The sequence below is a fragment of the Undibacterium sp. Ji49W genome (assembly GCF_049340205.1).
Lineage (GTDB): Bacteria > Pseudomonadota > Gammaproteobacteria > Burkholderiales > Burkholderiaceae_D > Undibacterium.
Genome location: NZ_JBMPOW010000006.1, coordinates 76638 through 96624 on the forward strand (window position 1 = coordinate 76638; position 19987 = coordinate 96624).

General features: G+C 50.9%; 17 protein-coding genes. 11 read left to right on the forward strand and 6 right to left on the reverse strand.

All coding sequences use genetic code 11. From position 1 onward, the window contains the following. Positions 1-278 precede the first annotated feature (278 nt). A complete protein-coding gene (locus ACO0LK_RS09100; protein WP_422974262.1) occupies positions 279-962 on the reverse strand; it encodes a hypothetical protein in 684 nt (227 codons plus the stop codon). A gap of 124 nt (positions 963-1086) precedes the next feature. On the opposite strand from ACO0LK_RS09100, the gene ACO0LK_RS09105 reads away from it, so the two are divergent. Next, positions 1087-1305 carry a hypothetical protein gene (locus ACO0LK_RS09105; protein ID WP_422974264.1) on the forward strand — a complete coding sequence of 73 codons (219 nt, stop codon included), beginning with the start codon at positions 1087-1089 and terminating at the stop codon, positions 1303-1305. Between the two features lie 235 nt (positions 1306-1540). On the opposite strand, the gene ACO0LK_RS09110 is transcribed toward ACO0LK_RS09105, so the two are convergent. Continuing rightward, a complete protein-coding gene (locus ACO0LK_RS09110) occupies positions 1541-1927 on the reverse strand; it encodes a hypothetical protein (RefSeq protein ID WP_422974266.1) in 387 nt (128 codons plus the stop codon). 399 nt (positions 1928-2326) lie between these two features. Between ACO0LK_RS09110 and ACO0LK_RS09115 the strand changes: the two genes are divergently transcribed. Continuing rightward, positions 2327-5197, forward strand: coding sequence for a ligand-binding sensor domain-containing protein (locus ACO0LK_RS09115; protein WP_422974581.1), 2871 nt, complete (start codon positions 2327-2329; stop codon positions 5195-5197). A 246-nt stretch (positions 5198-5443) separates the two neighbouring features. Here ACO0LK_RS09115 and ACO0LK_RS09120 read toward each other — a convergent pair whose 3' ends face one another. Together ACO0LK_RS09120 and ACO0LK_RS09125 are read right to left on the reverse strand one after the other, a co-directional pair. Further along, positions 5444-5746 carry a hypothetical protein gene (locus ACO0LK_RS09120; RefSeq protein WP_422974268.1) on the reverse strand — a complete coding sequence of 101 codons (303 nt, stop codon included), beginning with the start codon at positions 5744-5746 and terminating at the stop codon, positions 5444-5446. A gap of 199 nt (positions 5747-5945) precedes the next feature. Further along, positions 5946-6974: a GlxA family transcriptional regulator gene (locus ACO0LK_RS09125; RefSeq protein ID WP_422974270.1), complete on the reverse strand. Its 1029-nt coding sequence runs from the start codon at positions 6972-6974 to the stop codon at positions 5946-5948. A gap of 111 nt (positions 6975-7085) precedes the next feature. Between ACO0LK_RS09125 and ACO0LK_RS09130 the strand changes: the two genes are divergently transcribed. After that, on the forward strand, positions 7086-7697 hold the full coding sequence (locus ACO0LK_RS09130; RefSeq protein WP_422974583.1) for a LysE family translocator: 612 nt from the start codon (positions 7086-7088) through the stop codon (positions 7695-7697). Positions 7698-7716: 19 nt separating this feature from the next. Here the strand turns inward: ACO0LK_RS09130 and ACO0LK_RS09135 are convergent, their stop codons facing one another. Both ACO0LK_RS09135 and ACO0LK_RS09140 read right to left on the reverse strand, forming a co-directional pair. Further along, complete coding sequence (locus ACO0LK_RS09135) at positions 7717-9267, reverse strand: methyl-accepting chemotaxis protein (protein ID WP_422974272.1); 1551 nt, start codon at positions 9265-9267, stop codon at positions 7717-7719. 452 nt (positions 9268-9719) lie between these two features. Next, on the reverse strand, positions 9720-12062 hold the full coding sequence (locus ACO0LK_RS09140; RefSeq protein WP_422974274.1) for a putative bifunctional diguanylate cyclase/phosphodiesterase: 2343 nt from the start codon (positions 12060-12062) through the stop codon (positions 9720-9722). A 421-nt stretch (positions 12063-12483) separates the two neighbouring features. On the opposite strand from ACO0LK_RS09140, the gene gspG reads away from it, so the two are divergent. From gspG to ACO0LK_RS09180, 8 genes are all read left to right on the forward strand, one after another. Continuing rightward, positions 12484-12924 (forward strand): type II secretion system major pseudopilin GspG, encoded by a 441-nt coding sequence (gspG, locus tag ACO0LK_RS09145; RefSeq protein ID WP_422974276.1) that lies wholly within the window; start codon positions 12484-12486, stop codon positions 12922-12924. A 40-nt stretch (positions 12925-12964) separates the two neighbouring features. Continuing rightward, positions 12965-14146 carry a type II secretion system F family protein gene (locus ACO0LK_RS09150; RefSeq protein ID WP_422974278.1) on the forward strand — a complete coding sequence of 394 codons (1182 nt, stop codon included), beginning with the start codon at positions 12965-12967 and terminating at the stop codon, positions 14144-14146. An 84-nt stretch (positions 14147-14230) separates the two neighbouring features. Further along, complete coding sequence (locus tag ACO0LK_RS09155; protein ID WP_422974585.1) at positions 14231-15880, forward strand: GspE/PulE family protein; 1650 nt, start codon at positions 14231-14233, stop codon at positions 15878-15880. Continuing rightward, positions 15861-16523 (forward strand): hypothetical protein, encoded by a 663-nt coding sequence (locus ACO0LK_RS09160; protein ID WP_422974280.1) that lies wholly within the window; start codon positions 15861-15863, stop codon positions 16521-16523. Before ACO0LK_RS09155 ends, ACO0LK_RS09160 begins: the two co-directional genes overlap by 20 nt. Beyond that, positions 16520-17098 (forward strand): hypothetical protein, encoded by a 579-nt coding sequence (locus ACO0LK_RS09165; protein WP_422974282.1) that lies wholly within the window; start codon positions 16520-16522, stop codon positions 17096-17098. Before ACO0LK_RS09160 ends, ACO0LK_RS09165 begins: the two co-directional genes overlap by 4 nt. Continuing rightward, the gene (locus ACO0LK_RS09170) at positions 17095-17646 is read left to right on the forward strand and encodes a hypothetical protein (protein WP_422974284.1); all 552 of its coding nucleotides are present in this window, start codon (positions 17095-17097) and stop codon (positions 17644-17646) included. Before ACO0LK_RS09165 ends, ACO0LK_RS09170 begins: the two co-directional genes overlap by 4 nt. After that, positions 17646-18119, forward strand: a complete 474-nt coding sequence (locus ACO0LK_RS09175) for a hypothetical protein (protein WP_422974286.1) — start codon at positions 17646-17648, stop codon at positions 18117-18119. Before ACO0LK_RS09170 ends, ACO0LK_RS09175 begins: the two co-directional genes overlap by 1 nt. After that, positions 18116-19987 (forward strand): secretin N-terminal domain-containing protein, encoded by a 1872-nt coding sequence (locus ACO0LK_RS09180; protein ID WP_422974288.1) that lies wholly within the window; start codon positions 18116-18118, stop codon positions 19985-19987. The genes ACO0LK_RS09175 and ACO0LK_RS09180 overlap by 4 nt, the downstream gene beginning before the upstream one ends.

Below are 19987 nucleotides of genomic sequence, written 5' to 3' on the forward strand. Positions count from 1 at the left end.
GAATACTTCGTCGACTAAGGGCAGCCAGCCTTCACCACAAGTGTCTCGGATCGCTTCTCGCGCCTGCAGCCTAGTCAAACCATTCGCCAATTGAAGTCTCCGTAGTTTTTTGGCAAGTATCACACACGTGCGAGGTGTCAGGTCTCTTAACCATACATTCTAAGTCATTGATTTCCAATCAGTAAATTTCAGTGTTTGCTTCGGCGCGATTTTCGGCATCGAGCCGATTACTACACTGACATTCATGCATTCCCAACCCGGCGGGCGATTATGCGCAGCTAATCGCCCTTACTCGGGCTGAATACCTGAAGAGCCGAATTTTTAAATGACTCAGCCTCTGGACCAGGCTTTGGCGGTGGATATCCTGATGGAATATCAAGGCTCATAATTCCCCCCATGATTCCCCCTACTATACCACCAGCGATTCCAGCTTGAACCGGTGACATATTTGCAGGCGTACTTCGCATTGCAAGCGCTTGTATGGCCGTAGAATCTTCATTTTTTGCTTCGAAAGCTAGGGGTGCTTTTTCTCTTTTGGCTATAGCTTCTCCAAACGTTTTTGCGCTGTACGCAATACGACTTGGTGTAAAGTAAAAAAATGGCATCAGCGACGAGTCATTAGGAATCCAAATTCCCCCGTAAGCAAATATTATATCGTCACCTAGCTTCCACCAAACTGACGGAAGTTGGCCAATGTAATATTTTCCAATGGAATTTTCCAAATGCAATCGGTAAGGACCATGCAATATTCCGATAGTAGATTCTTTTCCAAATGCGCCAATGACTGTGTAAGAAAGATTTTCTTTCAGTTCTATTGGAGGGGCATTATTTTTGGGAGGTTTTAAATCTGCTATCACGGGAGGTGTTGCACATGCAACCATCGTCACAATAACGGTTGCAAAAACGAAAACTTCCAAGAATTTTTTAATATCGGAAAAAAAGGTTGTTTTTGTATTTTTCATCTAAAGGAATTACTTTCTATTTGTTTGCAAGTTTGACTTAAAGGCTAGAGGGAGGGGGGCAGCCCGCGTAGGCGCGAATACGCGGGGCTTGTACCTACGCTTGCTGACCACTGATGAACTTCACATGGCGATTACATCTTTTAATTTAGCTCATTTCGCGAAAAAACGTGCAATGGCATTGCTTTCAAATGTCGGCTCATTTAACTCTGCAAATAATGTTATAGGCAAAGTCATTTTTCCACTGTTTGATTTGATGACTAAAGAAGATTTTGAGACAATAATCAAGTTTCCAACAACAACTGGTGCGGACTTACCAGGAGCAACACAGCCTACGGCGCTCTAGTTGAGCGAATAAGTTCATCTAATATCTTTACAAGCGAAGAACTAAATAAATTACTAAATGAAAATAAGGCGAGTTGGTTGCTTTTGGTTTAATTGAATACAAATTTGTACGATGTTTTTAAAATTAATACCATTAGGCGCAGGATCAGGTTTGACATTCATACATTTCTAGTCCGATGAGCGATTACGCGCAGCTAAACGCCCCTACGCGGGCTGAAAATCGCTAATATGCGAGTTCAAGGTATGTCAATAACAAAACTTCCCCGCAGATCAAGCATCTGATTCTTGGTTTCATTTCTTACTTCTACTAGCACGTTAATTTCGCATCGATATTCACTGGGCACAAAGTCACTGAAATCATTATCGTGCTCAAATACATTTATTTGTATCAGCAAAGGCATGCTGGGTGTCAGAATGATCGATGGCCTTTTTCCTGGTGTAATGCGTTGGCCGTATCCAAACGACAAATCTTCATCTTCAACCTTGGTGAGCATGGCGTATGTGACGTCGACAGGACCGGTGATCTCAACGGGGACATCAGTCATGATTTCGATATCTACCGGAAATTCATGAACTTTTGTTGAGTATAGAAAGCCCTTAGCCGGGCGGACGACGATATGCATAATTTGTTTTACATTGGGTATCGGTGGACTAGCTTATCATTATTGCCCTGGACGATCTACTGTGCATGGTTGTACCATTGGCGTGTGCGCCGCTGGAGGCGTCGCGGCTGTTTTTGTCATCTACTATGTCTGTCACTCCCCTGAAACCCGCATATCTTATACTTGCGCTTATAGCGCATTTATTTATTTTGTGACATGCTACCCTTACAGCGCTGAATTCCCAATCCTTGGTAATCGGCAGGGTTTGTATGTGGCAACTCTATGGTCGTCACCGGTACCAGAAATTCGTTTGAATTTTAAATTGCATATGTATTCAGCGAAATGACGCTACGTCGAATTTAAGGAGCTGCAAAATTGTATTGTTACGTGGGTAAATTATTACCTTGGTTTACTCGCTTGATGGCCTTGATGTTGATGCTGGTGATGTGGGCTGTGCCAGCCAGGTCGCAACAAATGCCGCTTCGGTACTTCACGCAACAAGATGGTCTTAGCAATCTGTCGGTCAGTGCAATGGTGACTGATAGAGATGGCTATATTTGGGTTGGTACTGAAAATGGCTTGTTTCGGTATAACGGCAGCGAGTTTCGTCGCTATTCCAAAGCTGAAGGGCTGGCCGAACCATTTGTGGCGGCCTTGCATGTTGATTCGCAAAATCGTTTGTGGGTTGCCGACAGTGACACGCTGTATGTCATGAGGGGCGGGCGTTTTGTACCTATCCTGGATAATGGCAAGAAGCTGCCCATCGTTGCTGGTCAAAAATTAAGTTCTTCGCCTGATGGCACACTGTTTTTCGTCAGTCAGCAACGCTTGTATGCGCTGACCATGCAGGGCGACAAACCTCAGTTGTCTGTTCTTTTCCCGAACCAGCAAAGCCTTACTCTGTCGGTACCGGATACCTTGTTTGGTGTGCACAGGGATAAAAGCGGGGATATCTGGCTGGGGTGTGGGCAATCCATTTGTGAATACAGTGACACAAAGGTGCGTGTGTGGGATGTGTCGCTGGGTGTGCCGGGCGACCAATGGCTTAGCTTTCATCGTGACAGTAGTGGGCAGCTTTGGGCCAGAGGCGAGCAGCATATTGTCGTTCTGGAAGTTAACGATACCCGTTTTAAAGATAGAACACCACCAGGCGACATCTTGCATAAGAAGGGCCTGGTCACCTGGATATCTGCCGATGCCGAGGGCAGGGTGCTTACGAATGCTGATCAGGCACTGATACGCTGGAACAAAGATCACTGGGAAAGTTTTGGCAGGCAGAATGGCTTAAAAATAGCCGGTGGCCTGACTGGCTTGCTGTTTGACCAGGATGGCGGCATGTGGCTGGGTTCTCGCGGGCTTGGCTTGATCAAGTGGCTGGGGTCCGGTAATTGGGAAAGCTGGACCATGGCGCAGGGCTTGCCTGACGATGTGGTGTTGTCAATGGCGAGGGGGCAGGACGGTGTTTTTCATGTGGGCACGCGTTCCGGGCCGGCGCAGCTAGAGCCGCGCTTGCGGCAATTCAGGGCCATTACAGATGGACTTGGAAAAATTGATCATCAATGGTCAGGCATGGTGGTCGACAGCGCGGGAACAGTGTGGGGGGGTACCTTTAGCGGGCAGTTGATGCGTTTCGACGCGCAGCGCCAGACTTATAAAGAGGTAGCGAAGCTCCCTTTGATTATACAGATGCTGTCGGATACCAGAGGGTATATCTGGTTGGCGACAGTCAATGGCCTGTTTGTTGTTGATACCAATGCCAGCAAAATTAATGTAACCCGTCCAACTGGTTTGGATGGCCCGGATACGGAAAAAGCCGCAATGATCAGGGATTTGTGCCAAAGCCCGGATGGAAACATCTGGTTTCTGGCCCGAAATCAGTTGCTGCGCTTTGATGGTAAAAACTGGAAGAATTTTGAGGTGAAACTCAAAGACGCGTCACCCCAATTAGGTGCCCTCAGTTGCGCTGGCGATAATAGCTTATGGATTGGTACACGTTTGGCTGGTTTGGTGCTGGCAAAAGTCAGCAATGGGGCATTGCAAGCAATCCAGCAAGATTCCCCCGTTTTGAAAAACAAGATGATATTTTCTTTGCTGGAAGACAGCCGGGGTTGGTTATGGATAGGTACTGATGCAGGTATCGCAGTCTGGAACAAAAAACAGTGGCGATTATTTAATCAAAGCAATGGCTTTGTCTGGAATGAAACCAATGGCCGCAGCTTTTATGAAGATCCTGACGGCGCAATGTGGATTGCAACCAGCAACGGCATTTCACACATTCTTCGTCCTGAACGCTTATTCAAGGCGTATGAACTCAGTGCACTGATCGAAAATATTCATCGTGGTGACGCGTTCTATTCAGTTGACAAGGCAATTGAGCTGCCTTGGTCTACAAAGCCATTGGAGTTTGTGTTGGCCAGCCTCAATTTCAGGAACCGTGGTGCGCTTGAATTTAATTACCGGCTTGGCGGATTGGAAAAAAACTGGTCCACATCGGCGACACCTAAAGTACGCTATACGGCGCTGGAACCCGGCAACTATCGTTTCGAATACTTTGTCAGCAACTCTGACGCGCAGCAAGCTTCCGCTATCAAGTATCTTGAATTGAGCATCCAGCCACCATGGTGGAAAACAATGTGGTTTTATATGTTGATGGGTACGGCTTTTCTGATTCTGGTTTTTGTGATCCATACTTACCGCTTACGCAAGTTGACCGAACTCCAGGCCAAGACGGAAGCCATAGTCAAAGAACGGACCAGGGAATTGGAGCTTTCTCGCGAAGAACTTAAAATCCGCGCTTTGAGGGATGGTTTGACGTCGGCATGGAATCGTTCTGCCATGCTGGAAATTCTGGAAATGGAACTGGGGAAAGCAGAACGTCAGAAAACCCCTTTGCTACTGGTCTTGCTGGATCTGGATCACTTCAAGCGCATTAACGATACCTACGGCCATCCTGCTGGCGATGCAGTGTTGATAGAGGTGGTGCGCCGCCTCAATGTCACGGTGCGTCAGTATGATGCGGTTGGCCGCTACGGCGGCGAAGAATTTTTGATCATCCTCCCCGGGCTTGATTTAGTCCATGGAAAAGGCCTGGTTGAAAGACTGCTTCAATCGATCCGTGAAGAGCAGATTGCCATTGGCGAACAACAATCTATCAACGTCACTGGCAGTTTTGGTGTGATCGCTTTTGATTCACAAAAACCAATGACAGCAACTGAATTGATCTCACACGCAGATCAGGCTTTGTATCGGTCGAAGCAGCAGGGACGGGATAGGGTTGAGTATGTGGGTTGATTGCTGCGCTGGTTTTGCGGGCATCAGTATTGAAGTTTGTGATGCGTAGCATCATTTAATTGTGAATACGCATTTGTCGCTGTAGTTGATGGTTCAAAGAGTGGGTCTTGTTCGAGTTGATCATATCGGTTCATGCACGATGTCACAAACCTGTAAGGTTTTTCCTTTACACTAAGTCAAACATCTCCTCGGTGTTGACGTATTTTTAAGCAGCCTTCGGGCTGCTTTTTTTATGGATAATACATGTCAGTCGTTCGTGATGTAGTAGTTGCACATCGTGATCAGGCCGCTGAGTTTGTCGGCGTCTTTTCTGGTCAACAGAATATCTCTTACTTCGATAATCTGGGTGCGGCTGGGAATGATTTCTGTCGGGCTGCGGCACATCCAGTCGATTAATATCGATGTGATCTTTTTTCGCCCCAATTTGGCGACTTCCTTGCGGGTTGGAACGTAGGTCTGAAAAGAGTGATTCTTTTGTTTGGAAGCGGAATTTTGTGCAGCCAGCAGATTTTCATCTGGCACACCAAACCGGTCATGCAAGTACTGCATACGTATGCTCCTTAATTATTTGGCAGAGCGAAAAAGGCATCATATGCATGGTGCCTGAATGGGTTCTAGTGTAATCCTATATTTGCAGATCGTCTTTTTTGTCATGCAGTATTGTTGAGCTTACGCAAAAATAATGGCTAAATTGGCAAAAAAATATCAGATTTTTTGTTGTCAATGCCAGGCCAGAGGCGGGGAAATCTCAAGGCGATGTAAGCTGCCTCGACACTTCAGGAGTGGAGAGGTGCAGGGCGGTGTTTTTTCGAAATTCCGCTGGTGATGTGCCGAATCGTTTGCGGAATATTTTTCCCAAATAACTGACGTCTGAAATGCCTGCTTCGTCTGCGATGGTGGCAAGGCTGTGGTCAGAATTGAGCAGGCGCCATTGCACGTGCTGTAACCTTATTTCGTTCCAGTAGTTTTTTGCGGTCATGGCATGGCTTGCCAGGAACAGGCGGTCCAGTTGGCGGCGGCTGATGCCGACCATGCTGGCAAGTTCGTCGGCAGTTTTGCTGCTGCCAAGCAGGGTACGCATGAGTGCAATGGCACGACCTACATGGCGTCCTGTATTGACTTCGTTATCCAATGACCGCAGTTGATGACCGCTGCTGCGCGCTTCATCCACCAGCATGTCCGCCAGACCTTTCAGTGCCCTGGTGCGCCCACAGGCACGTGTCAGCATTTCTACGGCAAGGTCTATCGCTGCCGTGCCACCGGCGCATGAGATGCGGTTGCCATCAAAACAGTACATTTGATCGCTCATGACTTCTATGCGGGGAAAGGCGGCGCGAAATTCAGTTTCGTGTCGCCAGTGCAGTGCGACCTTGTGACCTGTTAGCAGTCCACATGCCGCCAGCAGGAAGCAGGCGTTGTCGATGCAAACCAGCTTTACCCCATGTCCTGCTGCCCGACGCAGGATGTTTTTATAGTGCGGGGCCAGTGCTTGTGTCACTTTGGCACTTCTTCCACCAAAAACAACCAGGTAATCAAAATCTTGATAGCTGATTTCCGCAGGGGTGACCTGGGTTTGTACGGCAACGCCGCTGCTTGATTCTACGTGACCAGGTTCAAGGCCCAGGATATGCCATGTGCAGTGGCGCTGACGGCTGTAATCCGCTTCATCTGCGGTAAAGCGCAGCTTATCCAGAAAACCCCCGAAGGGCAGCATCGCAAATTCTGGCAATGGCAGTAACAGGATGCGGATGTCTGCCACAAGTGTTTCAGTATGCATTATTAAAATGTCTAAAATTTATCTAAAAACGTCTAAATAATACCATTGATGATTCGTCCTGTTCTTTACACTATTTCAGGTCTATACAGCGCAAGAGATTGGGAGAATTACATGGCTTTGCATATCTGGATTATTTACGCTATCGCAGTATTGGGTCTGTCGCTTACACCCGGGCCGAATGGATTGCTGGCGATGACGCATGGGGCTTTGTACGGGGTAAAGAAGGCTACCTACACCGTTGTGGGAGGTGTAGTGGGTTTTACCTGCCTGATCGCTTTGTCGATGTTTGGTCTGGGGGCATTGCTGCAAGCATCGTCGAATGCTTTACTGGTGTTGAAATTGGCCGGTGGGATTTATCTGGTCTGGCTTGGTATCCAGCTATGGCGTGCGCCTGCGCTGGACCTTGCTCTGCGAGGCAGTACGGAGGTGCCACGTGCTGCCAGTTTGTTTCGCCTGGGCTTGCTGACTGCGGTTGCTAACCCGAAGGTGTTACTGTTTTACGGCGCTTTTCTGCCGCAGTTTATTGATTTGCAGCGGCCGCTGTTTCCGCAGTTTGTCATTATGACGGCGACATTTGCCGTCATCGAATTTTGGGGCGAATATTTATTGGCAAGGCTTGCGCATTACGTCCGCCCCTGGTTGGAACGGGGCAAGAAGCGTTTCAATCGCGTTTGTGGAACGCTGTTTGTTTTTATCGGTGCTGCCTTGCCCTTGATTAAGTAAGACAGCACCACACTGCACTTTAAGCCCGCAACCGCAGTAATGGCGTACTTTGCCTGGTCCTGAAGACAGACACAGCGCTCATCAGTTCGCCGGACTGTTCGTTCAGGCTGGCAGCAGCAGCGGCCATCTGCTCTACCAGTGCGGCGTTTTGTTGTGTGGTCTGGTCCATAAGCGTGATGGCTTCGCCAACCTGTGCAACGCCGCTGGATTGTTCTGAGCTGGAAGCGGTGATTTCGGCGACGATTTGGCTGACTTTGCGGATGGACCCAACCACTTCATTCATGGTGGTGCCTGCCAGATCCACCAGTTGGGAGCCTTTTTCTACTGATTCAACACTGGTGCTGATGAGGGATTTGATTTCCTTGGCGGCATCGGCACTGCGACCGGCGAGGGATCGTACTTCGGTGGCGACGACGGCAAAGCCGCGCCCTTGCTCACCCGCTCTGGCAGCTTCCACCGCCGCGTTCAGGGCCAGGATATTGGTCTGGAAGGCGATGCCATCAATCACGCCTATGATGTCCTGGATTTTTTTGGATGATTCATTGATGCCACGCATGGTGCCAACAACTTGTTCAACGACCGCACCACCGCGTGTGGCTACTTCGGACGCTTGTGCTGCCAGTTGATTCGCCAGTCTGGCGTTGTCTGCATTTTGATTCACGGTGGAATTGAGTTCTTCCATTGAGGCCGCTGTTTCTTCCAGCGAGCTGGCCTGGCTTTCGGTACGGTTGCTCAAATCCATGCTGCCAGATGCAATTTCATCGGTGGCCTGGGCGATGCCGGTGGCAGAGCTGCGTACGCCGTTGACCAGTGATTCCAGCGAGGTCTGCATTTGTTGCAGCACGCCCATCAGGCTGCTGTCGCTGGCATTGTTGTCTATGCTCTGGGATAAATTACCTTTGGCAATATTCGCCAGGGCTTCCCTGGCCTGGACCGGGTCGCCGCCCAGTTCTTTGTGCAAGGTTTTTTGGCAAAAGAAGTTCAGGAAGATGGCAACCAGGCTGGCCAGCACGGCCAGACAGATTGACAGGGTGATGGCAAAACTGACCTTGTCATTGACGTTGGTATGCTCTTGCGCGGACCGTTTTCCAGCCTCATCGCGTTGCTTCAGCAATTCGCCACGCAGGTTTCTCCAGGCCGGGGTTTCTTCTGCATTCAGTATGACCGTTGCATCGCCTTTTTCTTTGAGTATGGCGACGATCTTTTCTTGTGTCTGGGCATGAATCGCTCTCAGTTTAGGCAGTTCTGCCAGGCTAGCCGTGGTGCCGTTTACGGCAGATACTTTCTGTGCCTGTTCAAAGGCTTTATCGTAGGCCACTTGTGCCGCCAGAAAATTATCGACGCCTTTCTTGTTGGATGGGTCCAGCACGACGTTTCTGAGTGCCTGGCCCATTTGCAGGCCCTGGGCATACATTTCAGAGATGTTTCTTTCCAGCGCCTGTTCAGTCGAAATGTAGTTGTCAAACTGGGCGCGGGTTGACAATAAGGAAGTAATGGAGGTCGCTAAACCTATGGCAAACAGTAATGCGGGTATGGCAGAACACAAGACTATCTTGACTGAAAATTTCATGCTTACTCCTCAGTGTTGCCGTTGATTGGCACGCTATTGCACGGGTTGAATGGTGATTCAGGTATAGATATTGGCAACTTGATGTCAGCAGTTCGCAGACCATTTCTTGCAAGGCTGGCATCTGTTATTGATGAGTGTAACAAAATGTTTATGCAGCTTCGTGAAATATTTTTTTGAAGCATCACTTTGTGTTGCATTCACGAGCAGGTCAAACACAGAGGCTATCTGTTGATTGTCCATGCAGGCATAACCCAGTCGCACTGCCTGCAAAACGCAGTGCGACCAAATTATCAGTTTTAATGAAGTTTTCCAGATCCCTTACGGGTAGTAGCCAGAAGTTGGGCTTATTGTTGAGCTTGTTGTTGAGCTTGTTGTTGAGCTTGTTGTTGAGCTTGTTAGGAGTGCTGATGAGTTGGGTAATCTGCCGGTGAAAGACCAGGCAGATTTAACCATCACGCGAGCACGTCGGCAGGCTTGAGTACGGGTTGATGCAGCCGTATCAATTCGTTCAATGGCTGTGGCCGGCACATCACAAAGCCCTGTATCAGGGTATCGCCAAACTGGCGCAGAAAAGCCAATTGGCTATCGGTTTCCACGCCCTCGGCAATGATATTGAGGCGCAGGTTGCGTCCCAGTTCTATGATGGTACGGACGATGGCGCGATCCTCGGCCTGGTCTGGCAGCCCGCTGATGAAGGAGCGGTCTATCTTCATGGAGGAGATAGGCAGATTTTTCAGGCGCGACAGCGACGAATAGCCCATGCCAAAATCATCGAGGCTGATGCCAAACCCGAGTTGTCGCAGGCTGTGCATGATGGGTATCACGCGATCCGGCTGTTGCATCAGCATACTCTCGGTCAGTTCCAGACAAAGGTGATGCGATGAAATGCCAGATTGCACAACCACGGCGCTGAGTTCTTCCGGCAAGGTATTGCTGGTAAATTCGGATGGCGCCATGTTGACGTGCATCTTTAAATCGCGGAAACCGGCCTTGTGCAGAAGGGCCAGGTCGTGGCATGCTTGTTTCACCACCCAGCTACCGATCTGGACGATAAGGTGGCTTTGTTCTGCAATGGGAATGAAGATGTCGGGCCTGACCATCTCGCCGTTCAAACGACGCCAGCGCAGCAGGGCTTCGACTGCGACGATGCTACGGTTGCCATCGAATATGGGTTGATATTCAAGAAACAGGCCTTGATTCGTCATGGCCTGGTACAGCTCGACTTCCATGGTCAGACGTTGTGCCAGATCGGACTGCTGCATTGCCAGCGTCTGGGTGGTGCTGGTGGAGAAAAAACTGAGGGCATTGCGACCGGTTTTTTTGATGCGATACATGGCTGTATCTGCACTGCGCAACAGGTCTGGACTGCTCATGCCATTTTCAGGGAAAATACTGATCCCTATGCTGGCCGAAATAGCGACTTCATGACGGTTGAATAATACCGGCACCTGGGCTGCATCCAGTACCTGTTTGGCCAGCGCATCCAGCTGCTCTACAAATGGTGTGGATGACGTATCCGGGTGTAGCAGGATGGCGAATTCATCTCCACCCAGTCGGCCTACCAGGTCACGGCCAGAGACGAGCGACTGCAGACGCTGGGCGAAATCCTTCAATACGACATTGCCCGCCTCATGACCAAATGCATCATTCACCGGTTTGAAACGGTCAAGGTCGATAAAGATCAAACCGAATGGTGTTTTGTTGGTGGCGTTGTCCAGACAGGTTTTTTCCAGCATGCGATAAAAATGGCTGCGGTTGGCCAGTTCGGTCAAGCCATCTATCTGCGCCAGTTGGCGTATGGTTTCCTGTTGTTCCAGTCTTTGAGCGGTTTGTGCGATCAGGGCGCCGATGCTGGCTGAAACGGTGGGTAACTGGGCTTCGCGCTGGCGTGACAGACGGCTGTAAAATTCCAACACCCCGGGGCTGTGGCGTTCGCCTTCGTCGGTAACATAGGCAACCGGAAAGACATAGCCCGAACGCAGCTTGCATTGACTGGCGCTGTTGTTGCGCAAAAATTCATGATCACTTTGCATGTCTTCCACCCAGCGCGCTTCACCTCTTTGCCATACCTGGCCAACCAGGCCATCACCGGGTGCCATGTGCATGCTGAGGCTTTCCTGGGTAAAGCTGCCCAAGGCATCCTGAGCACCATGCCAGTAATGCCTGCAACTGAGTTTTTGCTCTCCCTGTTTGTCGGTTTCCAGTGCCCAGTAGGCACCCCATTCCCAACCCAGGTTTTCGCAGACCAGCTGTATCAGTTTGGTGACAGCACTGCCGAGTGTATCGGTGCCAACAAATAAACGGGTCGATTCAAAACTTAATCTTTCGCGCATCGCTGCATGTTTGCTGGCTGTAATGTCCAGCAAGACGCCGGCGATCAGGCCAGAATGAAAAGTCGCTTCCGGCAGGATGACCATGCGCAGCCAGCGCATGCCATGGATTTCACTGATGACACGTATGTCGCATTCTGTTTTCTGGCTGTCTGCCGGTGGAGTTTTCAAGGCAGTTGTCAGGGTGCTCAAATCGTCGAGTACCACCTGATTGAAACCGCTTTCAAGATTTGCATACCAGCCGGCGCTTACCCAAAGCAGGTCTGCTGCATGTTGGGATAACACCAGTTCACCACTTTTTGCATCCAGCCAGCAGCGGCCAAAAGAGGCTGCACTTTCGATGGGGTCATAGCGGCAGGATTTTGCCAGAATCTCGCTCAGTTCAGATGTGGTATGGCGTCCTGACATGCAGTTAGGCCCGGGTAGAGGTGGGGAGACAAATTCATGTATGTCGTAAAGATTCATGGTTGCCCTCGGAAGTGGTATTTTTTTAGAGCAATTTTTATACCATTTATATTTTACTTTCATTTTGAGCAGGAATAAGCGTCATTCCTGCACTTGTCAGGTCTTGTCGGCCTGTGCTGGCGTAGCGCAGGGGAAATCCGGGACAAAACATGCACCATGAAGTAACACTTATGCTGCGGTGCGCTCAGACCTTGCACTAAAGTTGTACCTGATTCTCTTGTGCGAACGCACATAATTTAATGTTAATTGACATTCACAAAAGAAAATTTGCATAGTAGAATAAAAACTGGTCAGACCGGAGTTTAATTCGGTCTGGCCAATAATTTGTTGTTTGAAGCAGGTATTTCTGTATTGATAAAACAGGCAGGGGTAGTGAGGTTTACCGCATTTTTTGTTTTATTTTTAATGATGGTTTGGGCATATGAGAAATGATTCACGCAAGGTCAGGCAGTGTTCATCACGCATTTCAGGCTTTACGCTACTGGAATTGCTGGTGGTGATCGCCATTATTGGCTTGCTGAGTGCATATGTCGGGCCCAAGTATTTTTCCAAGGTTGGTGAATCGCGGCAGAAAGTCGCCAAGGCGCAGATTGAGTCATTCAGCAAGGCGCTGGACAATTACAGGCTGGATGTAGGCCGTTATCCGGCTGCGGATGCCGGGCTGAATGCATTATTGGTCAGACCAGTTGGTGTTGCCCGCTGGAATGGGCCTTATTTGCAAAAAGCGCTGCCCATGGACCCTTGGGGCAATGCGTATATCTATCGTATTCCTGGGCGTAATGGCAAGGAATTTGACCTGTCATCGCTGGGCGAAGATGGCCGTGCCGGTGGTATCGGTGAAGCAGCAGATATCAGCAACTGATGTCTGCAACTAATGTCAGCAACTGATCACTGAGGCCAGCATGCGTTACGCCGTTCGCGCAGTAGGCCGTGATAATCGCGTGCACTTGCTGGAACTGGAAGCAATGGATGCCGATGGCGCATCACGTGCGGCTGTGGCAAGGCAGATGACAGTGCTGGAAGTGCGGCCTGTATCGGTACAGGTCCAAAAACGCGGCAAAAATTTTTCACTGGTCTTGTTTACTCAGGAGTTATTAGCGCTGTTGCAAGCCGGACTGGGCCTGATAGAAAGCCTGGAAGCTCTGGGTGAAAAAGATGCGCAAAGCGAGACCGCAAACATCGTGGCCCGTTTGCTGCTACGGATGCGGGATGGCTTGCGGTTTTCAGTTGCTGTTGCCGCCGAGCCTGAGCATTTTCCACCTCTGTTTATCGGTATTGTCAAAGCAGCAGAACGCACCAGCGACTTGCCGCAGGCCTTGTCGCGTTATATCGAATATCAGGTACGTATCAATGGCATTCGCAACCGCATCGTCAGTGCGGCAATCTACCCGGCGATATTGCTGATTGTTGGTGGGCTGGTCAGCATGTTTTTACTTGGTTATGTCGTGCCCCGGTTTTCTGTGGTGTACCAGGGCAGTGGCAGGGAATTGCCACTGATGTCGCAATGGCTGATTGCCTGGGGCGCAACCGTTGCCGCGCATGGCAAGTTATTGCTAGCGGTTGCCGCAGGCATGATTTTCGTTTTGTTTGCGTGGTGGCGCCGGCTAAAACGCTCGGGGCGTCTGATGTTGATGCTGACGCGTTTGCCTGGTATTTCGCAGCGCGTGAATATTCTGGAGCTGGCACGCCTGTACCTGACCCTGGGCATGTTGCTGGAAGGCGGTATCGCAGTTGTCAATGCACTGGAAATGGTCGGTGGCACCTTGTCTGCGCACAGGGCCAGGGCTTTGTCGGCAGCGCGCTGTAGCATCGTTCAGGGAGGTAATTTTTCTGACGCGTTTGAGAAAAATGGTTTAACGACACCGATTGCCCTGCGCATGTTGCGGGTGGGTGAACACTCGGGGCAACTGGGTTTGATGCTGACACGGGCAGCGCTGTTCTACGATGCCGAAACAACGCTCTGGATAGAAAAATTCAGCAAAACCTTTGAGCCGGTGTTGATGGCACTGATAGGTATCGTGATCGGTTTGATCGTGGTGCTGTTGTATATGCCCATCTTTGATCTGGCGGGTACTTTGCAATAAAGGGATAGCAGGTTTGATCGCAGTATAAATGTGCTGCGCCAATGTGGCGTAGCCCCGAATCAGGGAAAGGAGCTTGTAAGTATGATGGATACTGTGCATACCGCACATCTCAATTCCCGACATTCTGGGAGCAGTTTTTTTATTGAGCTGGAAGCGCTGACTCAACTGGAACCACGTGTTTTGTTGTCGCAGACAGCAGCCTTGTTTCAACTGGCTGTGATAGACATGGCAGGTATGCTTGCCTACGAACCGGCGTTTGAATGTCTGCCACTGGCACGGGCACAGGTAAGGCAATGCGTATTGCTGCGTAATGCGCAGGGACTGACAGCGGTGGTCTGCGATCCCTATGATCAGAATCTGCAAATCTGGCTGGAAACACTGGCTGCCGAGCCATTGCAATGGCGACTTGCCCTGCCGGGCGAGGTACATGCTTACCTGGCCAAGCAGGAGGAATCGGTACGCTCCGTCGATGTGCTGATTCATGACCAGCAAGCTGACGGCGAGCACAAGAATCTGCTGGAAAATCTCAGTTATGCAGCCTTGAGTGATGCGGGAAGTCCCGCTGTCAAACTGGTTAACTCCACGCTATATTATGCCTTGAAGACGGGTGTATCTGACATCCATTTCGAGTCGACCCCGAGTGGCATGTTGACCAAGTACCGTATTGACGGTGTGCTGGATCAGGCGGCGCAGGTGACGGGCAAGGCATTGGCTGAACAGGCTGTTTCCCGCATCAAGGTATTGGCCGAGCTGGATATTTCTGAGCGCAGGGTGCCACAGGATGGCAGCTTCAGGGTGGCCGCGCAAGGGCGCGAGATTGATTTGCGGGTATCCATCATGCCCAGTGTGCATGGTGAAGATGCGGTGATACGGATACTGGACAAGCAGGCCATGGTCAGTGCGCATGGTGGCCTGACGCTGGATGCATCGGGTTTTGCTGATGACCACCTGGCGACCATACGGCGCCTGGTGGCGGAACCGTATGGCATGGTACTGGTGACCGGACCAACCGGGTCCGGCAAGACCACGACCTTGTATGGTGCGATTACCGAGATCAATACGGGCCGGGCAAAAATCATCACGATAGAAGATCCGGTTGAATACCATTTGTCTGGCATCTTGCAGATACCTGTGAATGACAAAAAAGGCTTGTCGTTTGCACGTGGCCTGCGCTCCATATTGCGACATGACCCTGACATTATCATGGTCGGAGAAATCCGCGACCAGGAAACCGGTGAAATAGCCGTGCAGTCAGCGCTGACCGGGCATCTGGTCTTGTCCACCGTACATGCGAATAGCGTGTTTGATGTATTTGGCCGTTTTGCCCATATGGGGATCGATCCGTATTCGTTTGTCTCGTCGCTCAATGGTGTCATCGCACAGCGCCTGGTCAGACTCAATTGCAATCACTGTAGTAGCAGTTATGAACCTGATGATGAGGAATTGCTACGCAGCGGACTGGAGCGCTCCAAGGTGAAAAATTATCATTTCAGGCGCGGGACAGGTTGCGGTGATTGTCGTGGTACAGGGTATCGCGGCCGCCGTGCTGTAGCAGAAATATTGACACTGGATGATGCTTTGGCCGAATTGGTGATAGAGCGCCGGCCTTTGAGGCAGATCAAGGAAATGGCACGCGCCAGCGGTATGCGCAGCCTGTTTGAAGATGCATTGAAGCTGGTCGCCAATGGCCAGACTACCTTAGAGGAGGTGAAGCGTGTCACTTTGGCGGGTTGAAAAAAATTATTTGAACATCGGTGGCCAGGAAATATGCCTAACTCGCGCCGATGGTAGCCCACCACACAAACTGGCTGCAAAGCCGGGTGACTGGCAAGCCTTGCGCGAGGAACTGCATGGCCTGCTGACAACAAAAGCTGCTTTGATCGTCGTTGTAGCAGATTGCTGGGTGCGCTATTTTTTAATGGAATTGCCAGATGAAATAGTCAACCTGGATGATTCTTTTCTATTGTTGAATGCCCGCTTCGAGAGCTTGTATGGGCAACCTGCGGCTGAATGGATGATACAGGCTGACTGGCACAAGGGAGAGCCCATGCTGGCCTGTGCATTGCCGCACAAGTTGTTGCAGGCGATAGATGCTTATGCCTTACGCAGTCTGGTGCCGCAACTGATTGCAGGTTGGCGGCAGCAATGCGCAAATTTGCCGCCGACCGGCGCCTGGTGCTTGTTGCAGGATGGTATCAGCACCTTGCTGTATTGGCAGCAGGGTGTATTGCGGCTGGTACGTCAATTGCGCTGCACGGATGTGGATGCCTTGCTGTCGCTGGAATTGCTGAGACTGGGTGAACAATTGCCCGCCGACAGATTCTGGACTGGCGATGCCAGACCGCTGCATTGGTTGCCATTGGAAGCTGCCGCATGAAACCGATGCAAATCGACTTTGCAGAGAAAAACAATCCCTGGCGCTGGGACAGCCGGAATCGTGGCGTGCAGGTATTTCTTGTCTTGATCTCGCTGGCGTCATGTGTGGCCATTCTGATCTGGCATGGCTGGCAAGGCATGCAGAGTGAGCTGGTCAGACTGGATGAAAAGCGCGTGCAGGTACAGTCTGCCCAGGGGCAGGGTGTTGATGCGGCGCGCACGCAACTTGGTAGTGACGAGGCGCTGTTATTGCGTCAGTCAGAATTGTTGCGAAACCTGCACTGGGAAGCGATCTTCCAGGCATTTGAGGCTGTGCCAGGCGTTGGGCTGGATGCATTTGAACCTGAGTTGGCACGCGGTGTCGTCAGGCTGCAGGCACATAGTGGTGATATTGCAGCCATGCAGGCCTATTTGCGTGATTTGCAGAAAAGTCCGGTTTTTTTGCGGGTGAACTTGTTGCGTCATGAATCGCAGGTGCCCCAGACAACGCAGGATGCACGGGTCAATTTTCATTTCGAGGTCATCCTGGCGGAGCCATATCGCTTGCCGGCTCCAGAAGCGAAGGAGTCATCTTGAATCGATTTGGCGACTGGCGCTGGCATCTGGATATTTTTGTATTGCGCTATGGCTGGTGGCCCTTGGTTGGTGCCACTGTTTTGCTATTGAGTTTGTTGTTATGGCAGGTGTGGCTGCCGATGCAGGAAGCCCGTGTGCGGGCAGAATTGCAGGAACTGTTGGCACAGCCGGAAAATATAGTTGAAGGAACACCAGTGCAGGCAGTGAATGCGCTGAATCTGCCTTTGGAATCAATGGCGAGTGAAAGTGTGCAAAGTGTCTTGCTACTGGCAAAAAAGTATGGCTTGACCATTGCGCAGGCTGACTACAAGCGACATGAAAGTGGTCGCATAGGGCGCTGGCAGTTGCAATTGCCCGTGACTGCCAGCTATCCGCAGATACGCCGTTTTATGCGGGCTGCGAAGGATATTCACGGTCTGTCGATGGATGAGCTGGGTCTGCGCGGTAGTGAAGCCGGGGTTGAGGCGCGCTTGTCATTTTCCATCTGGTTTGAAGTGGAAAAACCAGTTGAAAATCTGGATGTGGCACCCGTTGAGGGAGGTCGCTGATGTCAAAAAGACTGGCACTGATGCTGGCAATATTGGCTGCTATTGGCTTGTTGATGGTATTGGACCGGCCAGCGCCTTCGGTTGTCGCGGAGGTAGAGCCGACCAGGCCAACAAGGCGCGCGCCGGGTGTTGCAACTGACATAAAAAAAGAAAAGAAAACGGACGTGGTAGACGCACCCATCCCTGATTTGTTTGCCGATCATGCCATCCCGGCAGTGCATCAACAGACTCAAGACGCTGGCGCAGAAGGGAAAGATATTGCGGCGGAACAGGAATTCAGTTTGCTGGGATTCAAAGAAGAAAGTGGCAGGCGCGAAGCTTTTTTGATGCGGAATGGTGAAGTATTGATCGCTCATACGGGGGCGGTGTTCGAAAAGCGTTATCGCGTAATGGGCTTGCAAAAAGACAGCGTGCTTATCAGAGACAATCAGTCTGGTCAGGAAATCCGGATCGGCTTCAGGGTGAATCAATGAAACGAATGGCGAGAAATGCGTTGTTGATATGGGGGTTGCTGGGTCTTTCGGCATGCGCGACTACGGCCCAGACAAAACCAACAGAAATTCGTGCCTTGCTGGATGCCGGTAAACTGGAGGAGGGCATTGCACAACTGGAAGCGCTGTTGAAGCAAACACCAAACCATGTTGAAGCCCGTGTTTTGCTGCTCAACGCCCGGCGCCAGTTGGTGACCCAATTGCTGAACAAGGCGGCACAGGATGTGAGGCGCGAAGCCTGGGATGACGCCCAGTCTGCCTACCGCCAGGCTGCGGCGCTTGGTGAGGTAGAGCAGGCCATGCTGGGTGTACGCACGCTGGCCGCCAGCCAGTATCAATCCAGATTACTGAAGAATGTCAATGAATTATGGGATGCCGGCAAGCCGGATGAGGCGCGCAAGGAATTGCATGCCTTTCTCACGGAATTTCCACGCCATGCCAAAGGTTTGCAACTACAGCGAAAAATTGGCGAACCAGAAGCGCGCATGCAGAATGCGGTGCTGAGTACGGCATTCCAGAAGCGTTTGAGCTTGCAGTTCCGGGATGCTCCGGTGAGAGCGGTGCTGGAAGCGATGTCACATTCATCGGGTATCAATTTCACACTGGACCGGGATGTACCTTCCGATTTACGCGTCAATCTGGACTTGCGGGATACCACGGTAGAACTGGCATTGCGTAACCTGCTGATGAGCGTGCAGTTGGAGCAGCGTGTCGTCGATGAGCGTACTGTCCTGATTTATCCTAGTGATCAGGCCAAGCAGCGCAGTTATCAGCAGTTAAGCATACGCAGCTTCAAAATTGCCAATGCCGAGGCCAGGCTGGTAGCAAATAGTCTGAGGACATTGCTGAAGACCCGCGATCTGGTGGTAGATGAAAAACTGAATATGCTGGTCATACGTGACACCCCGGAAACCATACGCATGGCAGCCAAACTGGTGGCGCTGCATGATGTGGCTGAGCCGGAAGTGATGCTGGAAGTGGAAATACTGGAAGTGCAACGCAGTGATCTGGAAGCGCTGGGGGTCAAATGGCCAGGAAATATCGGTTTGAGTCCACTCGCCAAATCGAATTTGAATGAAGATGGCAGCATCAACAGTGGCGCTTTTACCCTGCATGATTTGATGCATATCAATTCGCGCAGTGTGCTGGCAACGGTGGATGCGATGAAGCTGTCTGCCACCGTCAATCGTGAAAACATCAGCGTACTGGCGAATCCCCGTATACGTATTAAAAGCAGAGAAAAAGCGCTGATCAAGGTAGGTGAACGGGTGCCTAGTATATCTTCCAATGTGACGGCGACCGGGGTGACATCGCAATCGGTGAATTATCTTGATGTGGGCCTGAAGCTGGAAGCCGAGCCGGTTGTGTATCTGGATGATGAAATTTCGATCAAGCTGAATCTGGAGGTTAGCAGCATTCTGGGCACCATCTACGATAACAATAATCAGCCATATGGCTACCGCATCGGTGCCCGCAATGCCACCACCGTCTTGCGATTGCGTGATGGTGAAAACCAGGTGCTGGCTGGCCTGATCAGTGATAACGACAAGCGTTCTGTCAATGCGGTGCCTGGTCTGGGTGAGCTACCGGTGCTGGATCGTCTGTTTGGCAATCGCGGTACAGAAAGAACCAAAACTGAAATTGTCCTGTCGATTACGCCAAGGGTCATTCGTAATCAGCCGCTGGGAGCGTCAGGTGATATCGAATTTGATGCTGGCACCGATGCCAGCTTGCGTGGACGTGATGGCTTGCCAGGGCAGCAACCGGTCTTGCAGCCGCAGCCTGTGCCAATGCAGCAAACTCAGCCAGCAATGCTGTACCCGCCAGCGGCCGAGAAGGTGGGCGGCTGA

Bases quoted from the DNA above. Each gene is read 5' to 3' on its own strand.
- ACO0LK_RS09130 (WP_422974583.1), top strand. From the start codon at position 7,086: ATGGCTTTGCATATCTGGATTATTTACGCTATCGCAGTATTGGGTCTG.
- ACO0LK_RS09105 (WP_422974264.1), top strand. From the start codon at position 1,087: ATGGCGATTACATCTTTTAATTTAGCTCATTTCGCGAAAAAACGTGCA.
- ACO0LK_RS09165 (WP_422974282.1), top strand. From the start codon at position 16,520: ATGAAACCGATGCAAATCGACTTTGCAGAGAAAAACAATCCCTGGCGC.
- ACO0LK_RS09125 (WP_422974270.1), bottom strand. From the start codon at position 6,974: ATGCATACTGAAACACTTGTGGCAGACATCCGCATCCTGTTACTGCCA.
- ACO0LK_RS09115 (WP_422974581.1), top strand. From the start codon at position 2,327: ATGGCCTTGATGTTGATGCTGGTGATGTGGGCTGTGCCAGCCAGGTCG.
- ACO0LK_RS09120 (WP_422974268.1), bottom strand. From the start codon at position 5,746: ATGCAGTACTTGCATGACCGGTTTGGTGTGCCAGATGAAAATCTGCTG.
- ACO0LK_RS09175 (WP_422974286.1), top strand. From the start codon at position 17,646: ATGTCAAAAAGACTGGCACTGATGCTGGCAATATTGGCTGCTATTGGC.
- ACO0LK_RS09110 (WP_422974266.1), bottom strand. From the start codon at position 1,927: ATGCATATCGTCGTCCGCCCGGCTAAGGGCTTTCTATACTCAACAAAA.
- ACO0LK_RS09180 (WP_422974288.1), top strand. From the start codon at position 18,116: ATGAAACGAATGGCGAGAAATGCGTTGTTGATATGGGGGTTGCTGGGT.
- ACO0LK_RS09150 (WP_422974278.1), top strand. From the start codon at position 12,965: ATGCGTTACGCCGTTCGCGCAGTAGGCCGTGATAATCGCGTGCACTTG.
- gspG (WP_422974276.1), top strand. From the start codon at position 12,484: ATGAGAAATGATTCACGCAAGGTCAGGCAGTGTTCATCACGCATTTCA.
- ACO0LK_RS09135 (WP_422974272.1), bottom strand. From the start codon at position 9,267: ATGAAATTTTCAGTCAAGATAGTCTTGTGTTCTGCCATACCCGCATTA.
- ACO0LK_RS09155 (WP_422974585.1), top strand. From the start codon at position 14,231: ATGGATACTGTGCATACCGCACATCTCAATTCCCGACATTCTGGGAGC.
- ACO0LK_RS09140 (WP_422974274.1), bottom strand. From the start codon at position 12,062: ATGAATCTTTACGACATACATGAATTTGTCTCCCCACCTCTACCCGGG.
- ACO0LK_RS09100 (WP_422974262.1), bottom strand. From the start codon at position 962: ATGAAAAATACAAAAACAACCTTTTTTTCCGATATTAAAAAATTCTTG.